The sequence below is a fragment of the Streptomyces sp. NPDC047971 genome (genome assembly GCF_040653355.1).
Classification (GTDB): domain Bacteria; phylum Actinomycetota; class Actinomycetes; order Streptomycetales; family Streptomycetaceae; genus Streptomyces.
Window position 1 is genome coordinate 1 of the sequence record NZ_JBEZNW010000014.1, and the last position, 17,656, is coordinate 17,656.

The 17,656-nt window shown below is 73.2% G+C and carries 16 protein-coding genes and 1 rRNA gene; 14 read left to right on the top strand and 3 right to left on the bottom strand.

Annotated elements, in window-relative coordinates; genetic code table 11:
* From rrf to AB0D99_RS15580, 3 genes are all read left to right on the top strand, one after another.
* Positions 1–91, top strand: a 5S ribosomal RNA gene (rrf, locus tag AB0D99_RS15570); the annotation flags it as partial.
* 227 nt (positions 92–318) lie between these two features.
* A complete protein-coding gene (locus AB0D99_RS15575; RefSeq protein WP_362361018.1) occupies positions 319–1,428 on the top strand; it encodes a hypothetical protein in 1,110 nt (369 codons plus the stop codon).
* Positions 1,410–2,192 (top strand): tetratricopeptide repeat protein, encoded by a 783-nt coding sequence (locus AB0D99_RS15580; protein ID WP_362361021.1) that lies wholly within the window; start codon positions 1,410–1,412, stop codon positions 2,190–2,192. The genes AB0D99_RS15575 and AB0D99_RS15580 overlap by 19 nt, the downstream gene beginning before the upstream one ends.
* A gap of 60 nt (positions 2,193–2,252) precedes the next feature.
* Here AB0D99_RS15580 and AB0D99_RS15585 read toward each other — a convergent pair whose 3' ends face one another.
* Positions 2,253–3,539: a DUF1015 domain-containing protein gene (locus AB0D99_RS15585; protein ID WP_362361024.1), complete on the bottom strand. Its 1,287-nt coding sequence runs from the start codon at positions 3,537–3,539 to the stop codon at positions 2,253–2,255.
* Positions 3,540–3,633: 94 nt separating this feature from the next.
* Between AB0D99_RS15585 and AB0D99_RS15590 the strand changes: the two genes are divergently transcribed.
* From AB0D99_RS15590 to AB0D99_RS15605, 4 genes are all read left to right on the top strand, one after another.
* On the top strand, positions 3,634–4,686 hold the full coding sequence (locus tag AB0D99_RS15590) for an HAD hydrolase-like protein (protein ID WP_362361027.1): 1,053 nt from the start codon (positions 3,634–3,636) through the stop codon (positions 4,684–4,686).
* Positions 4,687–4,835: 149 nt separating this feature from the next.
* Entirely contained in the window at positions 4,836–5,816 is a 981-nt protein-coding gene (locus AB0D99_RS15595) for an iron chelate uptake ABC transporter family permease subunit (protein ID WP_362361449.1), read from the top strand.
* Entirely contained in the window at positions 5,813–6,847 is a 1,035-nt protein-coding gene (locus tag AB0D99_RS15600; RefSeq protein ID WP_362361030.1) for an iron chelate uptake ABC transporter family permease subunit, read from the top strand. Before AB0D99_RS15595 ends, AB0D99_RS15600 begins: the two co-directional genes overlap by 4 nt.
* A gap of 35 nt (positions 6,848–6,882) precedes the next feature.
* On the top strand, positions 6,883–7,713 hold the full coding sequence (locus AB0D99_RS15605; protein ID WP_362361033.1) for an ABC transporter ATP-binding protein: 831 nt from the start codon (positions 6,883–6,885) through the stop codon (positions 7,711–7,713).
* Here AB0D99_RS15605 and AB0D99_RS15610 read toward each other — a convergent pair.
* Entirely contained in the window at positions 7,702–8,049 is a 348-nt protein-coding gene (locus AB0D99_RS15610) for an SCP2 sterol-binding domain-containing protein (RefSeq protein WP_362361036.1), read from the bottom strand. The two genes, AB0D99_RS15605 and AB0D99_RS15610, sit on opposite strands and share 12 nt — an antisense overlap.
* 42 nt (positions 8,050–8,091) lie before the next feature.
* On the opposite strand from AB0D99_RS15610, the gene AB0D99_RS15615 reads away from it, so the two are divergent.
* The 6 genes from AB0D99_RS15615 to AB0D99_RS15640 all read left to right on the top strand — a co-directional run bounded on the left by AB0D99_RS15615 (position 8,092) and on the right by AB0D99_RS15640 (position 14,288).
* Positions 8,092–8,451 carry a hypothetical protein gene (locus AB0D99_RS15615; protein WP_362361039.1) on the top strand — a complete coding sequence of 120 codons (360 nt, stop codon included), beginning with the start codon at positions 8,092–8,094 and terminating at the stop codon, positions 8,449–8,451.
* A gap of 84 nt (positions 8,452–8,535) precedes the next feature.
* Positions 8,536–9,351: a TlyA family RNA methyltransferase gene (locus tag AB0D99_RS15620; protein WP_362361042.1), complete on the top strand. Its 816-nt coding sequence runs from the start codon at positions 8,536–8,538 to the stop codon at positions 9,349–9,351.
* Complete coding sequence (locus AB0D99_RS15625; protein WP_362361045.1) at positions 9,348–10,259, top strand: NAD kinase; 912 nt, start codon at positions 9,348–9,350, stop codon at positions 10,257–10,259. Before AB0D99_RS15620 ends, AB0D99_RS15625 begins: the two co-directional genes overlap by 4 nt.
* A 136-nt stretch (positions 10,260–10,395) precedes the next feature.
* The gene (recN, locus tag AB0D99_RS15630) at positions 10,396–12,123 is read left to right on the top strand and encodes a DNA repair protein RecN (protein WP_362361452.1); all 1,728 of its coding nucleotides are present in this window, start codon (positions 10,396–10,398) and stop codon (positions 12,121–12,123) included.
* A 224-nt stretch (positions 12,124–12,347) separates the two neighbouring features.
* Complete coding sequence (locus tag AB0D99_RS15635) at positions 12,348–13,112, top strand: hypothetical protein (protein ID WP_362361047.1); 765 nt, start codon at positions 12,348–12,350, stop codon at positions 13,110–13,112.
* Positions 13,113–13,202: 90 nt separating this feature from the next.
* Positions 13,203–14,288, top strand: a complete 1,086-nt coding sequence (locus tag AB0D99_RS15640; protein WP_362361050.1) for a glycosyltransferase family 4 protein — start codon at positions 13,203–13,205, stop codon at positions 14,286–14,288.
* Positions 14,289–14,312: 24 nt separating this feature from the next.
* Here AB0D99_RS15640 and AB0D99_RS15645 read toward each other — a convergent pair whose 3' ends face one another.
* A complete protein-coding gene (locus AB0D99_RS15645) occupies positions 14,313–15,935 on the bottom strand; it encodes a PucR family transcriptional regulator (protein ID WP_362361053.1) in 1,623 nt (540 codons plus the stop codon).
* A 161-nt stretch (positions 15,936–16,096) separates the two neighbouring features.
* Between AB0D99_RS15645 and AB0D99_RS15650 the strand changes: the two genes are divergently transcribed.
* Complete coding sequence (locus AB0D99_RS15650; protein ID WP_362361056.1) at positions 16,097–17,641, top strand: APC family permease; 1,545 nt, start codon at positions 16,097–16,099, stop codon at positions 17,639–17,641.
* The last annotated feature ends 15 nt before the right edge of the window (positions 17,642–17,656 follow it).

A 17,656-nucleotide genomic window follows, 5' to 3' on the forward strand; every position in this document is an offset into this window, starting at 1 on the left:
GCCCGGTTACATTCCGAACCCGGAAGCTAAGCCTTTCAGCGCCGATGGTACTGCAGGGGGGACCCTGTGGGAGAGTAGGACGCCGCCGAACAATCTTTCAGGACCCTTGGTCCCAGCGTTCACGCTGGGACCAAGGGTCCTTTTGTTTTTTCCAGAACTTTTCGAAGCGCGTCGGGGTGCCGGCTGCGCGAGAATGACTGCAGTACCCGAAGACAGGAGTCACGCCGATGCCCACCAACTCTCCCGACGATCGTCCGGAGCGCGACCCGCGTCGTAGGGACGGTGGCGAGCGGGGCGGCTTCCGTCGCGATGACCGTCGTGACGACACCCGTGGCGGTGGCTTCCGTCGTGACGACCGTCGTGACGACAACCGTGGCGGTGGTTTCCGTCGTGACGACCGTCCGCGCGACGACCGTCGTGATGACAACCGCGGTGGCGGCTTCCGTCGCGATGACCGTCGTGATGACAACCGTGGCGGTGGCTTCCGTCGCGATGACCGTCGTGATGACAACCGTGGCGGTGGCTTCCGTCGCGATGACCGTCGTGACGACACCCGTGGTGGTGGGTTCCGTCGTGACGACCGTGGGGGTGACCGTCCCTCCTTCCGTCGTGACGACCGTCCCCGTGATGACCGTCGTGACGACAACCGCGGTGGCGGCTTCCGTCGCGATGACCGTCGTGACGACAACCGTGGCGGTGGCTTCCGTCGCGATGACCGTCGTGACGACACCCGTGGTGGCGGTTTCCGTCGTGACGACCGTGGGGGTGACCGTCCCTCCTTCCGTCGTGACGACCGTCCCCGTGACGACCGTCGTGATGACAACCGCGGTGGCGGCTTCCGTCGTGACGACCGCCCGTCCTTCCGTCGTGACGACCGCCGCGACGACCGTCCCTCCTTCCGTCGTGACGACCGTCCGCGCGATGACCGCCGTGATGACAACCGCGGTGGTGGCTTCCGTCGTGACGACCGTCCCCGTGACGACCGTCGTGACGACAGCCGCGGTGGCGGCTTCCGTCGCGATGACCGTCGTGATGACAACCGTGGCGGTGGGTTCCGTCGTGACGACCGCCCGCGCGACGACCGCCGGGACGACCGTCCGTCCTTCCGTCGTGACGAGCGCCCCTCCTTCCGCCGCGACGACAACCGTGGTGGCGGCTTCCGTCGCGATGACCGTCCCCGCGACGACCGCCGTGACGACCGTCCCCGCGGGCCGCGCCGTGACGACAGCCGCGGTGGTGGCTTCCGCCGTGACGACCGCCGTGACGACAACCGTGGCGGGTACCGCGGTCGCGACGACCGGGGTGGCTACGGCCGTCGGGACGACCGCGACCGCGACCGGCCGGACCGCGCGCCCATCAAGCGTCTGCCGATCCCGGACGACGTCACGGGCGAGGAGATCGACCAGGACGTGCGCCAGGAGCTCATGAGCCTGCCCAAGGGGCTCGCCGAGGACGTGTCGCGCAACCTCGTCATGGTCGCCAGGCTGATCGACGAGGACCCCGAGCAGGCGTACGCGTACTCCCGCATCGCCCTGCGGCTCGCCTCCCGTGTCGCCGCCGTCCGCGAGGCCGCGGGCTTCGCCGCGTACGCCACGCAGAAGTACTCCGAGGCGCTGGCCGAGTTCCGGGCCGCCCGGCGGATGACCGGTGGTGTCGAGCTGTGGCCCGTCATGGCCGACTGCGAGCGCGGCATGGGCCGGCCCGAGCGGGCCCTCGCCATGGCCGGCGAGCCCGAGGTGCAGAAGCTGGACAAGGCCGGGCAGGTCGAGATGCGGCTGGTCGCCGCCGGCGCCCGCCGGGACATGGGGCAGCTCGACGCCGCCATCGTGACCCTGCAGAGCCCCGAGCTCGCGTCCACCGCCGTTCACCCGTGGACCGCGCGGCTGCGGTACGCCTACGCCGACGCGCTCCTCGCGGCCGGACGCGAGGACGAGGCCCGTGAGTGGTTCGCCAAGACGGCGGAGTCGGACAAGGACGGGGCCACCGACGCCTCCGACAGGCTGGCGGAGCTCGACGGCGTCGAGTTCGTCGACGCCATCGACGAGCTGGACGAGGAGTCCGACGACTCCGCCGAGACGGACGCCGCCGACGAGGCGGATGCGGCCGACGACCTCGGCGGCGCTGCCGACGAGGACGACGCTGCTGACGAGGACGGCATCGCGGACGAGGACGACCCGGACCTCAAGTCCTGACGTCGTGTGAGTGAGTGAAAGGGCGGCACCCCAACGGGGTGCCGCCCTTTCTTCGTGCGTTCAGTCCAGGGCCAGGCTTCTGAGGACCAGGCCCGTCGCCGGCTTCGGCCCGAACGAGGTCGACTTGCGGGGCATGGTGACGCCCTGCCGGGCAAGGTCCCGTACGACCTCCTCCCGTACCGGATGCATGAGTACCGCCGTGCCGCCCCGGCGTTCGGCCTGGGCGACGGCGGCCTCGGTGTCGTGGATGTAGCCGATCTCCTCCGGCGCGTCCGGGATGTGCCACACGTGGTCGAGGAGCGTGGAGTGCAGGACCGTGGCGTCCAGGGTGCGCCACGCCTCGGGGCGGTCCGTGCGGATCGTTCGGGCGAGCAGCGCCGGGTCGGGCCGGTCGAGGAGGTGGAACGCTCCGTCGCCCGCGAGAAGGAAGGCGTTGCCGTCGGCGGTCGCCGACTCCAGCGACTCCATCGCCGCCGGCAGGGGACCCTCGATGCGGCGGACCCGGAAGGCGTCGCCGAGGGCCGCGAGGGCGTCCGCGACGGGCAGGCGGTTGAGGAGGCGGTGGATGGCGCGGACCCGGAGGGGGTATCGCGCCGTGTCGATGAGGAGGACGAGGCCGTAGTTCCACGGGCTGGGCTGCGTGTGCTCCTCGCGCAGCCGCAGGTACGTGGCCCAGCGGTGGTGGCCGTCGGCGATCAGCGCCTGCTGCTCCGCGAGGGAGGCGGAGACCGCCGCCAGCTCCGCGGGATCCGTGACCGCCCAGAGACGGTGGCTGAAGCCGTCCTCGGTGGTGGTGGCGAGCAGGGGCTCGCGCCGCACGGTCCGCTCGATGATCTCGGCGGCTCCCTCGCCCTCGCCGCGGTAGGTGAGGAGGAGCGGCTCCAGATTGGCGGCCGTGGTGCGCATCAGCGCGGCGCGGTCCTCGACCACGTGCGGCATGACGTCCTCGTGGGGGAGCACGATGCCCTCGGCGGGGGTGGAGAGTTCCAGGGCGCCGATGATGCCGCGCTGGAGGATGCCGTCGCCGCTCTGCTCGTACACGTAGAGCGCGGGCTCGGGGTCGGGGGCGAGGACGCCGTCGGCGAGCCAGCGGTCGAGGGTGACGGCGGCCTTGCGGTGGCGGGTGCCGGCGGTGATCGCCTGCGGCAGGATCAGCCGGACGATGTTGTGGGGGTCGGCGGACTCGAGGTGGTGCAGTCCGTCGGGCCGTACGACGACGTCGTACGGCGGCGAGGTCACGGCGGCCAGGCTGCCGACCCGTTCGGGGACGTAGCGCAGTCCTCGGAACGGGACCATGTGCAGACCGTCGGCGCGGACGTCGTCGGCCGCGGGACCTGAGGTGTTCATTACGCAATCGTAAGTGGGGGGTGGCGATGAGCGATGATCGGGGGAGACGGGGAGTGACGTGATCGTTTCGTTTCGACGTGAGGAGTACGAGGTCATGGGTGACGGCGTCCGGGGTCGGCAGGGCAGGGTTCGGCCGGGTGGGAGCGATCGGGCGTTGAGCGAGGCGTACGACACGGCACTGCTCGATCTGGACGGTGTGGTGTACGCGGGTGGTGAGGCGATCCCGTACGCGGTGGAGTCGCTGGGCACGGCGCGGGCCGGCGGGATGCATCTCGCGTACGTCACCAACAACGCGCTGCGGACGCCGGACGCGGTGGCCGCGCATCTCACCGAACTGGGCGTGCCGGCCGAGCCGGCGGACGTGATCACGTCCGCGCAGGCGGTGGCGCGGCTCATCGCCGACGACGTGCCCGCCGGATCGCGGGTGCTGGTCATCGGTGGGGAGGGGCTTCGGGTCGCGCTGCGGGAGCGGGGTCTGGTGCCGGTGGAATCGGCCGACGAGGAGGGTCTGGCCGCGGTCGTGCAGGGGTACGGGGGGCCGGAGTTGCCGTGGGCGCGGTTCGCGGAGGCGAGCTACGCGGTGGCGCGCGGGGTGCCGTGGTACGCCTCGAACACGGACCTGACGATTCCGGGTGCGCGGGGGATCGGGCCGGGGAACGGGGCCGCGGTGGAGGTCGTACGGATCGCGACCGGCGGTGCCGTGGAGCCGAAGGTCGCGGGGAAGCCGCTGCCGCCGATGCACCGGGAGACGGTGCTGCGGACGGGGGCGCGGCGGCCGCTGGTGGTCGGGGACCGGTTGGACACGGACATCGAGGGCGCGTTCAACGGCGGGGTCGACTCGCTGCTGGTGCTGACCGGGGTGACCGACGTGCCGCAGCTGCTCGCGGCGGTGCCGGAGCACCGGCCGACGTATGTGGACGCGGATCTGCGGGGGCTGCTGACCGGGCAGCCGCATGTGGTCGGGGTGCACGGCGGCCATGTCTGCGGTGGCTGGTCCGCCGAGGCGCGCGGTGGCCGGCTCGTCCTGGACGGCGAGGGGTCCGTTCCGGACGGCGTGCGGGCGCTGTGCGCGGCGGCGTGGACGGAGGCCGGGGCGGGGGCGTGCGGCCTGGACGCGGCGAAGGCACTGGAGCGGCTGGGGCTGTGAGCGGTCGCGCATCCGGGGTCTGACCTGCGGAGGGGGCTCGAACCTCGATGGGAGGGTAGGCTAACCTAACTGCCGTGTTGGTCGAGAGTCCCTCCCGAGCGAGCGCGGATCCGACCGGCCCCGACCAGACGCCGACGCGCCGGCACTCCGTGCGCGCGGTGGGTCTGGTCGCGGCTGTCGGAGTCCTGCTGCTGGTCTGTGTCCTGAGCGTCATGATCGGCGCCAAACCGGTGCCGCTCGGCGACGTGTGGCATGGGCTGTTCCAGAACACCGGGGTCGGGAACGACGTCATCATCCATGACGTACGCGTCCCCCGCACGCTCCTCGGGCTCCTCGTCGGCGTGGCCCTCGGACTCTCCGGGGCCGTGATGCAGGGGCTCACCCGCAACCCGCTCGCCGAGCCCGGCCTGCTCGGCGTCAACGCCGGCGCCGCCGCGGCCGTCGTCTCCGCGATCGCGTTCCTCGGGATCACGGACGTCGGCGACTACATCTGGTTCGCGTTCGCCGGCGCCGCCGTCGTCTCCGTCGTCGTGTACGTCCTCGGTGGCAGCCGCAGCTCCACCCCCGTGCGGCTCGCGCTGGCCGGAACCGCCGCCACCGCCGCGCTCTACGGCTACGTCAACGCCGTCCAGCTCCTGAACTCGGCCGCCCTGGACCGGCTGCGCTTCTGGACCGTCGGCTCGCTCGCCTCCGCCGACATGGACACCGTCCGGCGGGTGGCGCCGTTCATCCTCGTCGGCGTGGTGCTCGCCCTGCTCATCGCCCGGCCGCTCAACGCCATGGAGATGGGTGACGACACCGCCCGCGCGCTCGGTGCCGATCTCAACCGCACCCGGGTGATCGCCATGGCGGCGGTCACGCTGATGTGCGGCGGCGCGACCGCGGCCTGCGGGCCGATCGTGTTCCTCGGGCTGATGGTCCCGTATCTCGTCCGTGCCATCACCGGCCCCGACATGCGCTGGATCCTCCCCTACGCCGCCGTCCTCTCCCCGGTCCTCCTCCTCGGCTCCGACGTGGTCGGCCGGCTCGTCGCCCGCCCGGCGGAGCTGCAGGTCGGCATCGTCACCGCGCTGATCGGCGGACCCGTCTTCATCCGCCTCGTCCGCCGCAAGAGGATGGCCCAGCTGTGAGCACCAAGACGCTACGGACCGGTGGCGGGCTCTCCCTGCGCTACGCGCCCCGTGCCGCCCTCTCCATGGTCGGGCTGCTCGCCCTCACCCTCGCCGCCGCCGTCGTGCTCATCGGCAGCGGAGACTTCCCGATCGCCCCCGGCGACGTCGTCGCGACGCTCCTCGGAGACGGCACGGCGGTCCAGGAGTTCGCGGTCATGGACCTGCGGTTGCCGCGCGTCCTCGTCGCCGTCTTCGTCGGCGCCGCGCTGGGCATCGGCGGAGCCGTCTTCCAGTCCATCTCCCGCAACCCGCTCGGCAGTCCCGACGTCATCGGCTTCGGCCAGGGCGCGACCGTCGGCGCGCTCACCGTCATCGTGCTCTCCCAGGGCAGCGCCATGGCCGCCGCGGGCGGGGCGGTCGTCGGCGCGCTGATCACCGGCGCCGCGATCTACCTGCTCGCCTGGAAGCGCGGGATCCACGGCTACCGGCTCGTCCTCGTCGGCATCGGCGCGGCCGCGATGCTCACCGCCGTCATCCACTACCTCATCACCAAGGCCAATCTGGTCGACGCGACCCGCGCCACCGTCTGGATGACCGGTTCGCTCGACGGGCGCGACTGGGCGCAGTTCTGGCCGTTGTTCGCCGTCAGCTGCGTCCTCGTGCCGCTGGTGCTGGGCCACGGCCGGGCCCTGCGGATGCTGGAGATGGGCGACGACGCGGCGTACGCCCTCGGTGTAAAGGTCGAGCGGACCCGCATCGTGCTCATGGGCTCCGCCGTGCTGCTCGTCGCCGTCGCGACCGCCGCCGCCGGACCGATCGTCTTCGTCTCGCTCAGCGCGCCCCAGCTGGCCCGCAGGCTGACCCGCTCGCCCGGCCCCAACCTGGCCGCCTCCGCCCTCATGGGCTCGGCGCTGCTGCTGATCGCGGACTGGACCGCGACCAACGCCTTCGGCGACCGGCAGCTGCCCGTCGGTGTCGTGACCGGTGTGCTCGGCGGCTGCTATCTGCTGTGGCTGCTCGTCACCGAACGCAAGGCGGGACGGATATGAACGCGAAGAACGCGAAGGATCTCAGGAGCACCTCCATGGACGGTCAGACCCAGCGGCTCAGCGCGGAGTCGGTCACGCTCGCCTACGACCAGCGGATCATCGCCCGCGATCTGTCCGTGGTGATCCCCGACAACTCCTTCACGGTCATCGTCGGCCCGAACGCCTGCGGCAAGTCGACCCTGCTGCGCGCCCTGTCCCGGATGCTCAAGCCGTCCCAGGGGCGGGTGCTCCTCGACGGGCAGGCCATCCACACCATGCCCGCGAAGAAGGTCGCCAGGACCCTCGGCCTGTTGCCCCAGTCCTCGATCGCCCCCGACGGCATCACCGTCGCCGACCTGGTGGCCCGTGGCCGCTACCCGCACCAGGGGCTGCTGCGCCAGTGGTCGCCGGAGGACGAGCGGATCGTCCAGGGGGCGATGGCAGCGACGGGGGTCGCCGAGCTGGCGGAGCGGTACGTCGACGAGCTGTCCGGCGGTCAGCGCCAGCGCGTCTGGATCGCGATGGCGCTCGCCCAGCAGACCCCGCTGCTGCTGCTCGACGAGCCCACGACCTTCCTCGACATCCAGCACCAGATCGACGTCCTCGACCTCTGCGCCGAGCTGCACGAGTACCAGGGCCGCACCCTGGTCGCCGTTCTGCACGACCTCAACCACGCCGCCCGGTACGCCACCCACCTCATCGCGGTCCGAGACGGCGAGGTGGTCGCGGAGGGCCCGCCGGCCGAGGTCGTCACGGCCGAGCTGGTGGAGCGGGTCTTCGGGCTGCGCTGCCAGGTCATCGACGACCCGGAGACGGGGACGCCGCTGGTCGTGCCCGCCGGGCGGAAGGCCCGGGCCGGGAAGCGGGAGCCCGCGCTAGAGAAGTGAGCGCAAGCGGAGCAGGTCGCGGAAGCCGGCCTCCAGCCTGACCCGGCCGGAGGCCCATGCCTTCGCGAAGTTCAGCTCGCCGTTCACCATCGCCACCAGGTCGTCGCCGGTCATCGCCAGACGGATCTGCGCCTTGGTCGGCGGCGGACCCTCCACCGTGTCCCGGACCTCGATCCGGCCGTCCGCGAGACGGCCGGTGAAGGTGGTGTCCAGGTCCGTGATGTGGCAGCTCAGGGTGCGGTCGAGCGCGGCGGCGCTGCGCACCTCGCCGTCCGCGCGCGAGAGATTGTCCGAAAGTTTGTCGAGTGCGCCGCGGCACTCCGTGATCGTCGCCATTGTGATCGACCGTACCCCAGGGCTTCGCGATAGCGTCGGGGCATGAGCGACGTGACGGATGGGACGCCGGCCGGATCGGGCGGGACGCCGGCCGGTGGGCCGGAGGGGACGCCGGGAGCCGCGGCCGCGCGTCCGGACGACGCGCGTCCCGGCCCGGGCGGAGAGGGGACGACGCCCGGGGGCGAGGCGGCCGCGTACGAGCCCGCCGCGCCCGCGCCCCTCGGCGTGGAGCGGGCCCCGACCGGGCGGCCCGCCGTGGACGCCCTCCTGGAGCGCCTCGTCGACGCCGACCACCTCCCGGCGGACGGACACCTGGAGGTGTACGAGGATGTACACCGTGGGCTGCGATCCGAGCTGACCTCGCTCGACGCCGACCGCCCCGGACCGGCCCCCGGACCGTGAACGGTCCCGCCGACCTCTCCGTACAACCAGTCGGAGAACACCGTCGTAAGAACCCGTCGAACAACCACAGGAGCTGAACCGAACGTGGCAGGAGTGGCACGCCGCCGTCTGGACGCCGAGCTGGTACGCCGCAAGCTCGCCCGCTCGCGCGAGCACGCCAGCCAGCTGATCGCCGCCGGGCGGGTGAGCGTCGGCAAGACGGTCGCGACCAAGCCCGCCACCCAGGTCGAGACGGCCGCGGCCATCGTGGTGACCCAGGACGACGCCGACCCCGACTACGTGTCGCGCGGCGGCCACAAGCTGGCCGGCGCCTTCGCCGCGTTCGTCCCGCGGGGGCTGACGGTCGAGGGCCGGCGGGCGCTGGACGCGGGCGCGTCGACCGGTGGCTTCACCGATGTCCTGCTGCGGGCCGGCGCCGCCCACGTCATGGCCGTCGACGTCGGCTACGGCCAGCTCGCCTGGTCGCTGCAGAGCGACGACCGGGTCACCGTGAAGGACCGTACGAACGTCCGCGAGCTGACCCTCGACGCGATCGACGGAACGCCGGTCGACCTCGTCGTCGGCGACCTCTCCTTCATCCCGCTCGGCCTGGTGCTGCCCGCACTCGTGCGCTGCACCGCCCCCGACGCGGACCTGGTGCTCATGGTCAAGCCGCAGTTCGAGGTGGGCAAGGAGCGCCTCGGCACCGGCGGAGTCGTCCGCAGCGCCGAACTCCGCGCGGACAGCGTACGGAACGTGGCGCGCCAGGCCGCCGAGCTCGGGCTCGGGGTCATGGGAGTGACGGCGAGCCCGCTGCCGGGGCCGTCCGGGAACGTCGAGTACTTTCTGTGGCTGCGGGCGGGCGCGCCCGCGCTGGATCCGGCGGATGTCGACCGCGCCGTGGCGGAGGGACCTCGTTGAGCTCAACGACAGCAGCACAGCGCACCGTTTTCCTGCTCGCGCACACCGGCCGGCCGGCCGCTGTGCGCAGCGCCGAACTCGTCGTCCTCGGGCTGCTGCGCAGCGGAATCGGCGTCCGTGTCCTGGAGGCGGAGGCGGCGGACCTGCCGCTGCCGCCGTCCGTGGAGATGGTGCCCGAAGCGTGCACCGACGCCCTCGAAGGCTGTGAGCTGCTCGTCGTCCTCGGCGGCGACGGGACGCTGCTGCGCGGCTCGGAGCTGTCCCGGGCGTCCGGCGTACCGATGCTCGGCGTCAACCTGGGGCGCGTGGGCTTCCTCGCGGAGGCCGAGCGCGACGACCTCGACAAGGTCGTCGACCGTGTCGTCACGCGCGCCTACGAGGTCGAGGAGCGGATGACCCTCGATGTCGTGGTGTACGAGAACGGCGACGTCCTGCACCGGGACTGGGCGCTGAACGAGGCCGCCGTGCAGAAGGTCTCCCCGGAACGGATGCTGGAGGTCGTGATCGCGATCGACGGTCGGCCGGTCACCGGATTCGGCTGCGACGGCGTGATCTGCGCGACCCCCACGGGCTCCACGGCGTACGCCTTCTCGGCGGGCGGACCGGTGATCTGGCCCGAGGTCGAGGCGCTGCTGATGGTCCCGATCGGGGCGCACGCGCTGTTCGCGAAGCCGCTGGTGACGACGCCGGAGTCGGTGCTCACGGTGGAGGTCGAGCCGCACACCCCGCACGGCGTGCTGTGGTGCGACGGCCGGCGGACGGTGGAACTCCCCGCGGGAGCACGGGTGGAGGTGCGGCGCGGTGAGGTGCCCGTACGGCTGGCCCGGCTGCACCACGCCTCGTTCACGGACCGGCTGGTGGCGAAGTTCGCCCTGCCCGTGTCGGGGTGGCGCGGCGCGCCGCACTGAGGCCGTGGGGAGGCTCCCGCCTCCCCACCCCCACGGGTGACAAGCACAGCCCCGACCTGCGCGTTCGTGCGGTTCCGGCAGGGGCCGTCGCACAGCCGGGCCTCGACCTCGTAAGGTCTTCCCCGTGTTGGAGGAGATGCGGATACGGTCGCTCGGGGTCATCGACGACGCTGTTGTCGAGCTGTCGCCCGGTTTCACCGCGGTGACGGGTGAGACCGGTGCGGGCAAGACCATGGTCGTGACGAGCCTGGGGCTGCTGCTCGGCGGGCGCGCCGATCCCGCCCTGGTGCGGATCGGCGCAGGCTCGGCCGTCGTCGAGGGGCGGATCACGCTGCCCGAGGGCGCGGGAGCCGTCGCACGGGCGGTGGAGGCGGGCGCCGAGCTCGACGACGGCGCGCTGCTCGTCAGCCGGACGGTGTCGGCCGAGGGGCGCTCGCGCGCCCATCTCGGCGGGCGTTCCGTCCCTGTCGGACTGCTGGCCGAGCTCGCCGACGAGCTCGTCGCCGTGCACGGCCAGACCGACCAGCAGGGCCTGCTCAAGCCTGCCCGGCAGCGTGGGGCCCTGGACCGGTACGCGGGCGACGCCGTCGCCGTACCGCTCGCCGCGTACGGGGAGGCGTACCGGCGGCTGCGGGCCGTCGTCGCCGAGCTGGACGAGATCACCACGCGCGCGCGGGAACGGGCCCAGGAGGCCGATCTGCTGCGCTTCGGGCTCGGGGAGATCGAGGCCGTCGAGCCGCTGGCGGGGGAGGACACCGAGCTGGCCGCCGAGGCGGAGCGGCTCGGCCACGCCGAGGCCCTGGCCTCGGCCGCGGCCCTCGCGCACGCGGCGCTCGCCGGACAGCCCGAGGACCCGGAGGCCGTCGACGCGACGACGCTGGTCGCGGGCGCGGGGCGGGCCCTGGAGGCCGTACGGTCGCACGATCCGGCGCTCGCGGCACTGGCGGACCGGATGGGGGAGATCTCCATCCTGCTCGCCGATGTGGCCGGGGAGCTGGCCGGATACGCCGACAACCTGGACGCCGACCCGCGTCGGCTCGCGGTCGTCGAGGAGCGGCGCGCCGCGCTGACCCAGCTCACCCGGAAGTACGGTGCGGATGTCGCCGCCGTGCTGGCGTGGGCGCAGGAGAGCGCGGCCCGGCTCACCGAGCTGGAGGGCGACGACGACCGCGTCGGCGAGCTGACGGCCGAGCGTGACGCGCTGCGGACCGAACTGTCGGTCCTCGCGCAGGCGCTCACGGACGCCCGCACGGAGGCGGCGGCCCGGTTCGCGGACGCCGTCACCGCCGAGCTGGCCTCGCTGGCCATGCCCCACGCGCGCGTGTCCTTCGACATCCGGCAGACGGAGACCGCCGACGAGTCCTCGGGAGTCGAGGTCGGCGGGCGGACCGTGGTGTACGGGCCGACCGGCGCCGACGAGGTCGAGCTGCTGCTCGCCCCGCACCCGGGAGCGCCGCCGCGGCCGATCGCGAAGGGCGCGTCCGGCGGTGAGCTGTCCCGGGTGATGCTGGCCGTCGAGGTCGTCTTCGCGGGTACGGACCCGGTGCCGACGTATCTCTTCGACGAGGTGGACGCCGGCGTCGGTGGCAAGGCGGCCGTGGAGATCGGCCGGCGCCTCGCCAAGCTCGCGAAGTCGGCCCAGGTCGTGGTCGTCACGCACCTTCCGCAGGTGGCGGCGTTCGCCGACCGGCAGCTGCTGGTGGAGAAGACCAACGACGGGTCCGTGACGCGGTCCGGTGTCACCGTCCTGGAGGGCGAGGACCGGGTCCGCGAGCTGTCGCGGATGCTGGCCGGCCAGGAGGACTCGGAGACGGCCCGGGCACACGCCGAGGAGCTGCTGGCGACGGCGCGGGCGGACGCCTGACGGGTCGGGCCGGGGTTCCCGGCCCGACCTCCACGACCCCACGGTGATGACCCCGCCTCGACGACCCCTTCACGTCGACCCATGAGCGTCGGTGGACCGGGCGACGTCCCGGCCCGACCTCGACGACCCCACCGGCGGCGGCGCCCCGACGCGGGTCCGCGGCCCCGTGGAGGCGGGTTTCCCCCGGCGCTCGGGGCTGTCGCGCGCCCGCCTAGGCTGAGCCCATGATCGGGAAGCTGGGCAGGGCAGGAACGTTCGCCGTGGCCGCGGGTGTGAGCCGGGCCGTCTACGCCGGGCTGCGGCGCCGCGACGACGAGCGGTGGCGGCGGAAGAACCACGCCGGGCGGAGCGTCGACCTGTACGCCGGTCCCGCCACCGCCGTCGGGACCGCGCTCGCCGTGGTGGGTGCGGCGGGACCGGGGTCCCTCCGGGCGACCGCCCAGGGAGGACCCGCGGCCTTCGCCGTCCTCGCCGCGGGCGCCTGCGGTGCGTACGACGACGTGAGGGGCGACCGTCGCAGGGGTTTCCGGGCGCACCTCGACGCCCTGCGGCACGGCGAGGTCACCAGCGGGGCCGTGAAGCTGTTCGGGATCGGCGCGGCCGGGCTCGTGGCCGGGGCGCTGATGAAGGAGCGTCCGGTCGACAAGGTCCTGGCGGGTGTGGTGATCGCGGGGACCGCGCACCTCGTCAACCTCGTGGACGTGGCCCCGGGGCGCGCCGCGTTGACGGTGCTGGGGCTCGGCGCGCCCGGACTCCTCCGCGGTGCGCTCGCCGCCGCGCCGATGGGCGCCGCGGCCGCCGTCCTCACCGAGGACCTCGGGGAGCGCACGATGCTCGGCGACACGGGGGCGCACGCGCTGGGCGCGGCCGTCGGCAGTGCGATCGCCGCCGGGAACGGAAGGTTCGGACTCGCCGTCCACGCGGCGGCTCTCATCGCCGCGACGGCGTGCGGAGAACGGGTCAGCGCACTCGCGCGCTCACCCATGTGAGTGATACCGCCCGGCGAGTTGAGGGCCCGGACACGGGAACGACGCGGCTTCGGTGCCGGAACGTGCGTGCGGGCTGGCATCCTTGGGCGCGTGACACAGCTCCGTACGGTCCAAGTGCTGGGCGGCGGCAGCGCGGGCAGCAGCGCTCACGTCCGATCACTTGCCTCGGGGCTCGTGGCGAGGGGCGTGCGGGTGACCGTGTGCGCCCCGGCCGAACTCGACCGCGCCTACGACTTCATCGGCGCCGGCGCGCACTTCGTGCCCGTCCCGCGCCGCAACGACCCCGCGACGGTCGCGACGCTCCGCAACGCCTGCATCGGCGCGGACGTCGTGCACGCGCACGGGCTGCACGCCTCGGTGCGGGCGATGCTCGCCCTGTCGGGCGGGGTGCGGGCGCCCTCGCTCGTGACGACCTGGCACACCCGCAGCCATGTGGACGGCGCGCGGGGCGGTCTGCTGCGGCTGCTCGAGCGCAGGACCGCGCGGGCGGCCGCCGTCGTCCTCGGCACCTCCTCCGAGCTCGTCGACCGTGCGCGGCGGCGCGGGGCGCGGGACGCCCGGCTCGCCCCGGTCACGGTGCCCGCCTCGCGGGCACCGGTCTGCCTCCACGACGGCAAGGCGCGGGCGGAACTGGGGGCGGTGGACCGGCCGTTGCTGATGGCGGTCGGCGCCCTGGTGCCCGAGCGGGGATACGGGATGCTGCTGGACGCGGCGCGGGTGTGGCGGGACCTGGACCCGCAGCCGCTGCTCGTCATCGCGGGGGAGGGGCGCGAACGGGCGGCCATGCAACGGCGGATCGAGGCGGAGGAGCTCGGGGTCCGGCTCATCGGCAGCCGGGACGACGTGGCGGAGCTGCTGGCCGCGGCGGACGTCGCGGTCCTGACCTCGCGCTGGGAGGCCCGCTCCCCGCTGGCGCAGGAGGCGCTGCGGCTCGGTGTTCCGCTGGTCGCGACCGCGGTCGGCGGAGTTCCCGAACTGGTCGGGGAAGCGGCGGAGTTGGTGCCGTGGGGAGACGCGGCGGCGCTGGCGGAGGCGGTGCGGGCGCTGTTGGCGGACGTGGACCGGCGGATGGACCTGGCGGCCGCCGGGCGGGTGCAGGCGGGGACCTGGCCGACGGAGGACGAGACGATCGCGCACGTCCTGAGCGTGTACGACGAACTGGCGGACCGCCGCTGACGGCGGCCCGCCGAGAGCACGGCCCTACGGTGTGTGACGCCTCGCCCGGAGCGCCAGCGACAGGGCCAGGACGGTCTGCGGGTCGTCCAGGTCCGTGCCGAGGAGCTCGGAGATCCGGGCCAGCCGGTTGTAGAGGGTCTGCCGGTTCAGATGCAGTTCGCGGGCCGTCTCCGCCTTGCGGCCCGCGTGGGCCAGATAGGTCTCCAGGGTGGGGAGCAGCGGAGGGCGCGAGGTCCTGTCGTGGTCCCGCAGCGGGCCGATGGCGCGGTCGACGAAGGCCGCCAGGTCCGGATGCTCCCGCAGGCGCCACAGCAGCAGGTCGATGTCCAGGCGCCGGGCGTCGTACCAGGGCCGGTCCGAGAGGCCCTGCGCCGCCGTCGCGGTCTCGCCCGCGTGCCGCAGGGACGCCGACGCGGCCGCCCAGCCGCCCGCGACACCCACCACGACCACCGGCGCCTGCGCCCCGGCCCTTTCGAGGCCGGCCCGCTCCACGCCCGCCCGCAGGGCCGCCGCGACCCGGTCGGCCACCGCCGTACGCTCCGACTCCGAGCGCAGTCCCAGCAGCAGCGGCACCCGCCCCTCCACCGGGCGGACGCCCAGGAGCACCGGGACGCCCACCGACGACAGCTCCTCCAGCACCGCCCTCGCCAGCAGCGCCCAGTTCCCCGAGGGGGAGAGCTCGGAGGCGAGCCGCATCACCACGGGCAGCAGCGGACCGTCACCCGGGCGGAAGCCCAGCACCCGCGCCTGCGCCGGCGCGTCCTCCGGCGTGATCCGGCCCTCCGCCAGGTCCGTCAGGAAGTCGCCGCGCCCCCGGGCCGCGAGCTCCTCCTCCTGCCGGGCCTGCATCAGCACGACGGCCAGGATGCCCGCCGCCCGCTCCGCCGCCATCCGGTGGACGGGGGACAGCGGGCCCGAGACCGCGAGCAGCACCAGCCGGGCCCGGACCGAGCCGGTGCCCGGCCCGCCGCCCGGCACGTCGACCAGGACCGCACCCGTCGGCGGACCCGATTCCCGCGCCGCCCGCTGGCCCCTCAGCCCGTCCCACACCTGGAGCGGGTCGGCCGGGCCGGACTCGGTGCCCGCCGCGTACAGCAGCTGTCCGTCCGACGTCTCCAGGAAGACCGGGTTGGCGGTGAAGTCGGCCAGGATGCGCAGGACCTGCGGCACCCCGCCCCCGCCGAGCAGTGCCTCGGTGCACTGCCGGTGCACCTCCTCCGCCTGCCGCAGCAGCGCGTAGTGGCCGTTGACGATCTCGGTGTGGATCTCCTCGGTGACGGCCACGAACGGCACCTCGCGGTGCAGCTGCACCAGCGGAAGGCCCGCGGAGCGCGCCGTCTCCACGATCGTCGCCGGCAGACGCGAGAAGCGCGGGCCGAGCTCCACCACCAGCGCCGCGATGCCCCGCTCGGCGAGCCGCCGTACGAAGGCCCGCTGTTCCGCCGGGCGCGTGCCGAGGCCCAGACCGGTGGTCAGCAGCAGCTCGCCGCCCTTGAGCAGGGACGCGATGTTCGGGACCTCGCCCGCGTGCACCCAGCGCACCGTACGGTGCAGCCGGTCCGCGCCGGCGACGACCTCCGGGAGCCCGCTGCGGAGCCCGGGCAGCTCCAGCGCCCGCTGCACGGTGATCCCGCCCTGATTCTCCATGGAGCCGGACGCTACCTCCGGACATGTTGCGGCGACATCATCCGGCGGTAACGGGACAGGACAGATCGTCCATCTCGTCGACAACTCGTCGCCCTGACAGTCCAATTGTGCGACCGCATGTCGATTGTGGCGTACGTCACCCCGGAGGATGCTCTCCCGCCATGGCAGAGAACTCCACTCGTGGCTCCACCCCTGGCTCCGCCCCCGAGGTGCACCGCCTCAAGGCGAACTCGGTCGGTCTCGTCGGCGTCGTCTTCATGGCCGTCGCCACCGCCGCCCCGATCACGGCGATGACCGGCAACCTCCCCATCGCCGTCGGCTTCGGCAACGGCACCGGCGCCCCCGCCGGATATCTCTTCGCGACGCTCGTCCTCACGGTCTTCTCGGTCGGCTACGTGGCCATGGCCAAGCGGATCACCGCCGCCGGTGCCTTCTACGGCTACATCTCGCACGGCCTCGGCCGGATCGCGGGCATGGCCTCCGGAATGCTCGCCGTCCTCGCGTACATCGTCTTCGAGGCGTCGATCGTCGGCGTGTTCGCCTACTTCACCAAGACGACGGTCGCCGACCAGCTCGGCGTGGACCTGCCGTGGATCGTGTACGCGGCCGCGATGCTCGTGGTCACCGCCGTCCTCGCGTACTTCGACATCAACCTCACCGCCAAGGCGCTCGGCGTCATGCTGATCGCGGAGATCGCCGTCCTCTTCGCCGTCGCCACCGCCGTGCTGATCTCCGGGGGCGGCCCCGACGGCATCCCCGTCGAGCCGATCAACCCCGAGAACGCCTTCACCGGCGCATCCGCCGGGCTCGGTCTCTTCTTCGCGTTCTGGTCCTGGGTCGGCTTCGAGTCGACCGCGATGTACGGCGAGGAGTCCCGCGACCCCAAGCGCGTCATCCCCCGCGCCACCCTGATCTCCGTCATCGGGGTCGGCCTCTTCTACATCTACGTCTCCTGGATGACGATCGCGGGCAACGGCCTCACCGGCTCCGTCGAACTGTCCTCCTCCGCCTCGCCGCTCGACCTCTTCTTCGCCCCGACCCAGAGCTTCATCGGCGCCTGGGCCGTCGACGCCTTCCAGTGGCTGCTGCTCACCGGCTCCTTCGCGTGTGGCATGGCCTTCCACCAGTGCGCCTCGCGCTATCTGTACGCGATCGGCCGCGAGGGCTTCCTCCACCCCGCGCTCGGCCGGACACACGTGAAGCACGGCTCGCCGTACATCGCCTCGTACGTGCAGACGGCGATCGCCGTCCTCCTCGTCGGCGCCTTCTGGCTCACCGGCCAGGACCCGTACATCCACCTCTACACGCTGCTCGCGATCCTCGGCACGATGGCGATCCTCATCGTCCAGACGCTCTGCTCCTTCGCCGTCATCGGGTACTTCCGCAGGAACCACCCCGAGGACCGGCACTGGTTCAGAACGCTCACCGCGCCCCTGCTCGGCGGCATCGGGATGGCCGCCGTGGTCGTGCTGCTGATCATGAACATGGAGACCGCGGCGGGGCTCGCCGCCGACTCCCTCCTCTTCAAGGCGATCCCGTGGATCGTCGGCGCCGTCTTCTTCGGCGGCCTCGGTCTCGGCCTCTACCTCAGGGCCCGGCGGCCCGAGCGGTACGAGATCATCGGCCGGATCGTCCTGGAGGACGCGACCGAGCGCAGCGACGACGAGCAGCCCGCCCCCGCCCCCGCCCCCGTACCCCAGAGCTGACCCCTCACCCTCCAG